Origin of the sequence: Psychrobacter sp. AT9 (assembly GCF_047272965.1) — a bacterium.
Lineage (GTDB): Bacteria > Pseudomonadota > Gammaproteobacteria > Pseudomonadales > Moraxellaceae > Psychrobacter > Psychrobacter glaciei.
On the sequence record NZ_JBKOTW010000003.1, the window covers coordinates 1 to 5,398 of the forward strand.

At 38.3% G+C, this 5,398-nt stretch carries 3 protein-coding genes and 1 pseudogene; 3 read left to right on the forward strand and 1 reads right to left on the reverse strand.

What is annotated here, in order from left to right:
- Both ACMFL8_RS14515 and repM read left to right on the forward strand, forming a co-directional pair.
- Positions 1-1,356, forward strand: a 1,356-nt coding sequence (locus ACMFL8_RS14515; protein WP_413191408.1) for a MobA/MobL family protein, incomplete at its 5' end; no start/stop codon positions are given.
- 313 nt (positions 1,357-1,669) lie between these two features.
- Positions 1,670-2,602, forward strand: coding sequence for a replication initiation protein RepM (gene repM, locus ACMFL8_RS14520; RefSeq protein ID WP_413191409.1), 933 nt, complete (start codon positions 1,670-1,672; stop codon positions 2,600-2,602).
- 959 nt (positions 2,603-3,561) lie between these two features.
- On the opposite strand, the gene ACMFL8_RS14525 is transcribed toward repM, so the two are convergent.
- Positions 3,562-4,662 (reverse strand): DUF4917 family protein, encoded by a 1,101-nt coding sequence (locus ACMFL8_RS14525; RefSeq protein ID WP_413191410.1) that lies wholly within the window; start codon positions 4,660-4,662, stop codon positions 3,562-3,564.
- Positions 4,663-5,101: 439 nt separating this feature from the next.
- Here ACMFL8_RS14525 and ACMFL8_RS14530 point away from each other — a divergent pair.
- Positions 5,102-5,398 (forward strand): annotated as a pseudogene (locus ACMFL8_RS14530) (hypothetical protein); the annotation flags it as partial.

Genomic DNA, 5,398 nt, shown 5'->3' on the forward strand with positions numbered 1-5,398 from the left:
CTCGCGAACGAATATGTGCTTGCGGGTTCACATGAATTGAGCTTAGAAGAAAATATAAAAGATTTTCAAGAATTTGCTAAGCAGCAAGCCGAGGAGCAAGGTGTTATCGCTATGGTTTTTGTGCATGACCCTAAGCTAGGCGATGATATATATGAAATGGGTGGTAGTGATCCTACCAGAAAGGATGAGCGCAATATTCACGCTCATATTGTTCTGTTAAGCCGTCAGGTTGAGCTTAAAAACGGAAAGCTGTCATTAGGCAAAAAATGCGATAGTGACGCATCTAATGACGAACGTGTTCGACCGGTAGTACCACAGAATTTAGTGGGAGAACCTGATCCCGTAACAGGCAAACCGATTCAACAAGGGCGTGGCTTATGTAGCAATAGCGAGTGGTTGAAAGGTGTCCGCGAGTCGTGGGCGAATATACAAAATAAGAGTTTGGCGCATCATAATTTAGCTCTTGTGACTCATAAATCCTATGAGGAATTAGGCATCGACTTCAAACCAGGACATCACAGGGGCAAAATCGGTAAGAACTCATACCTAGGAGAAAAGAATGAGTCAAACTATAACGGCAACAGAAAGCAATCTAAGTATGCAGCAGATAGCCAAGCTGATATCTCAGAACAAAGAATTAGTGACAGTAAACAACGAATTGACCGTCATAAACAGCGAGCAATTGACATTGATAACATCATTGCAAGTAGAGCTGGAGCGACAGATCCCTTCGCTGACGCAATCCGAAGAAGCTGTGCTGCAAGAGAATCAGCAGCTATTAGCTGTGATCAAGGATCAGAAGCTTTTGATAGAGCAGCAGACGACTCAATTGCAGCAGTTCGAAGACTTGCAGGAATCTCTAGTCAAGGAATTAAACAACGAGAACCAGAGCTTGCTAAACACGCTCAGTACGCTGAAAACACTAAGGTAAACTTAATCCGTAAAATTCTAAAACGCCGTAAAGAGGAAAATCAGATACGTTTGTCTTGGGGTGAGAGTGCAGATGATCTGGAACACGCGCATAAGTTTGATCCACGGCAGCTAGAAATACTAAACGCTTTCGCTAACAAGTACCAATTGGATAAAAGTAGGAGTGAACCTTACGAGGATGCTCAGGAAAGACAGTGGAATCTAGTTAATAATGATAATTTCTTTCAAGAAAATATCGAAGTTTTTGATCTAGTACGTGATCCGAAGTCAGAACGAGAAAAATACAATGCTAGAAAGCTCTCAGATAGCCGTCAGGACGTTTTAAGTACAAACAGTGATGTCGGCTACGGTGAACAGTTTAAAGACCTAGAAAAATCGAATAGTGAGCTTTTAATGGATAATAATGCATTTAGACCAAGGTTCTAATTTTTAGTCTTTATTTATTTATCTTTTGTTTTTTAATCATTAATTAATAACAGAAAAGGTTTTTAATGTTTTTAAAGCTTTTAAAGCTTTTAAGACCGCTACAGGCATTGATTATTAAAGCGCATAGCTCCTATAAAGCTACCTTTTACGACCTATAAAGCTACCTTTTACGACCTATAAAGCTACCTTTTACGACCTATAAAGCTACCTTTTACGACTATAAAGCTACTCATATTTTAACATTGTAGCTTTATGGATTAAGTGCTATTGTTATAGCCAATTCATCATCCAATCTATAATAGGCTAAGTAGCAATGACAAAGAAAAATATGGTTGTTAAGGATAACAGCTTGATAGGCGCTAATTATAGTTTAGGGGTCGCAGAACAGCGGCTTGTGTTCTTAGCGATTATCGAAGCAAGAGAGCAGGATACACTTATTAAAGCAGGTGGCTTACTAAGAATTAGCGCTCAAAGCTACGCAAAACAATTTAATGTTGAAAAGCATACCGCATATGAAGCCATGAAAAGAGCTGTGAATGGGCTTTTTGAAGCTGAATTTAGGTTCAGCTATGTAGACAAGAAGACAGGCAAGGTATTTCAGGCTAGAAGTCGCTTTGTAGAAGAGATTGCTTATGCTGATGATTTAGGCTGTGTTGAGTTGGTTTTTGCTGGAAGAGTAGTTCCACTGATAACAAGACTTGAGAAACGCTACACTGAATACGATCTCAAACAGGTTAGTGCTTTGCAAAGTGAGTATGCTATACGACTTTATGAATTAATTATTCAATGGCGTAATGTAGGAAAAGTACCACTGGTTCAATTGCAAGACCTTCGAAATCAGCTTGGGGTTGAGACTGAGCAATACAAAAAAATGAATAATTTTAAGGCAAAGGTATTAGATTACGCGATCAGACAGATCAACGAATATACAGACATAACAGCAAGCTACGTTCAGCACAAAGATGGACGCAAAATCACAGGATTTACGTTTGGGTTCAAGATCAAGAAAGGTGAAGAGAAAATCGTTTCTACTGCTGTTAACGATACTATCAAGGGACTAAGTGATAAGCAGTTGGGGCGTATTACTCGCAACCCTCAGTTTATTACTGACTACAATCACATGGTCAGTCCTACCAGTCCAGCAGGTCAAAGCGATAGTGCTTGGGAGTTTGAAATGATTAATCGGCTTAAGAAAGATGTTTCTAAGTTTAAAAAGCGACCAATTAAAGAATATTTAGATTATTAATACATCAACTTCATTCATCATCATAGATATTATTCAGTAATAACGTATGTTTTTTCGTGAACCCTCGTCATTACTGACTTGCGGAAGTCTAATTACTACGATATTTTTACAAAAAACTTATTATAAGCGCAGCTTCGTATAACCCTTATCCCATCGTCCTTTGCCAAAATTTGGACTGTCTACAACCTTGTAACAACATAGTTTCAGTCTAAATTCAATATAGAATTTAGAAAATTTTCCCGCTATATTGTGCCTAGCAATTAACAAACACGCGATATGTCATACTCAGTGATTTTAATCATCTGGGTAAGATTGTATTTTGTTTAAAGAGTGTGGTTATAAGCGATAGTAAGAATAGATGTATAGAGCAAGCACGTTAGTTACTTTAAAGTTTGGCGACTCGGTAACTAACCTGCTCATCTATATATTGGAGTGCAAAAAATCAGACAAAAAAAGACAGCATAGAACCCATTTTTTTCGACAGGTTTATACTGAAAATTTTGTTCTGGGAACACCTAGGTGACCCTTTTCTTGCTTGTTTTCCACCCTTATTTAGCTTTAGCTAACAGGGGTGTCAACAAGTGGATGATACATCAAAGGGTTGTAATTATCGAACACTTTTTTGAAAAAATTATAGCTTTGCTATAGTGTTTTCATGGAGAAAATCATTGAGCAACAGTATCAATCCACACCCTCAAGCCTTGTTATTACGGGCTACAAGCTCTGACGATATTATTGAAATATCAATCTGGATACCTAAAGCCAAAGTATTGCGTATTTATAGCCTTTGGAAAAGGAGAGTAGCTCGTTCTTTAGTATTCTCGTTGTTTCTAGTAGTTCCTAACTGTATTAATATAGAGTCTCCGTCTTTCACTTACACAAAGAATGAGACTCATATATATCACAACGTAATTCCATCTACAGGCCGCTAATACATATCTAGCATTTACAAGCTTCGACTATGTTGTCGATGGCTTGTAAATGCTAGAACTAACTGGCTTATTCCAACACCCATCACTTTCACTATCAAAAAAAACAACTTTAATCTTACTTCCAATATGATCGCGAATCATCCGAGCAGCGTCAATACAGTATGACTGATCATTTTGGTACACAGACACAGCGATTTTTTCAACAGATGATTCTTTTAATTTCTTTAAAATATGAATGTCCGATTCTCCAAGCCCCCAGCCAAATATAGTCAGATTTTTACCAATCAAAGGAATAACTTCTCTATAGACGATACTTAGATAATGGCTATTTTCAATAGCTTTCACTTTTTGCTCGGAAGTCCCTTCACTGACAAATAAAGGAACGTAGTCATCCGATAGCCAAGATTTCTTTATATGATCCAATAGATCATTCGGTGTACTGGCAGCCAACTTGACTTCGGTTAGTGCTAACTTGACCTCTTGTTGAACAATATGACGAGCTAATACTAGGCTGCCATGCGGATAGAAAACTAATGCAGCTTTTGTACCCTTCAATGGGTCTCGCAATGTCTGCCAATCTGACCTAAATTTACCCTTAATCATACAATCCTTAAACTCAGTACCATGACGCAATTGTCTTACTTGTTCATTTGCATACATCATTACCCAATATAAAGTCAGATCGTAGTTTAGCGACAGAACTGTTTCAAACGAGCTAAGAAACTTGGTGATTACTGGAATCTGATCTTGGATACTATTATGCGGAGGATGAATTTCTTGAACAGCCTTAATTAAACATTCGCGTATATGTTCATAAGCTATTTTGGTTGCATTATCAGTTAACGCTAAAGCTTCATTTACTTTAGTTGCCTGCCAAACCAAACGGAGTATTAATTCAAAATCACTTGTTTTAAAGTAATCGAACAAAGTGTTAACACTTTGATTTAGCAATCCATTAGCACAAGCGTGATCTTTTAAAGATGAATACTGAAAACGCGAATCGATACCTATAGAAGCCCCATTCCCAAGTAAAATACTCTCGGAAAAATGACTAGAAATATCCTGCCAATTATGAATTTTATGAGTCACTTTGTCCCCTTGGTAGCTTCTGATTTTTTCTTTAAGCATTGATTATGCCACACGCTACAATCGATAATTACTTGTTAAGATTAAAGTGTACTTTTAGAGTGCATATAAAAAAGGATGTAACAGGGGTGGTTACCCATTATCATCAAAGTTAAACGCCAATTTAGAGCTTTACGATTCACATCGACCATTCTAGAGTTAAAAAAGTAACCGAGGCTGCGCATATCGTCTTTTTTGGCTCTAAAACCCCTCAATTCCCCTCTAAAAGTACTCAATTTGACTCTAAAATCGTACATTTTGACTCAAATTTGAGCCTTTTTATGCGTTTTTTGAGCCAAAATCCACATAGCGTCTAACCCTCTGTAAGAGCGCAGTTTCGAGAAATGACATGAACAGCCTACTTCGTGCTATTCTGTCATTTATCTAACCGCGTTGGGGAAACCCCAAACCCCAAAAAAACAAAGGCTGAAAAGGTGCAGAGATGGCTATCTACAGACTAGAAAGGAAGTCCATTAGTCGTGTGAAAGGGGACAATTTGTTCGCTGCTATTGCGTACCGAGCAGGGCTGGAACTGACAGATCCCAACCCATTAAATCCCGAAGCGACCACTTACGATTACAGCAAAAAAGCGGATGTGGCGTATACCGAAATCATGTTGCCTGATGAATTAGCGGTGCAGATGAAAGGTGAAGGAATAACGCTCACTTTACCAGAGATTGCTAATCTGGTCGAAACGGGCGAAACCACTTTGCGCGGCAAAATGAAGATGGGGGCGAAG

Coding starts and splice junctions, on each gene's coding strand:
- ACMFL8_RS14525 (WP_413191410.1), bottom strand. CDS start 4,662: ATGCTTAAAGAAAAAATCAGAAGCTACCAAGGGGACAAAGTGACTCAT.
- repM (WP_413191409.1), top strand. CDS start 1,670: ATGACAAAGAAAAATATGGTTGTTAAGGATAACAGCTTGATAGGCGCT.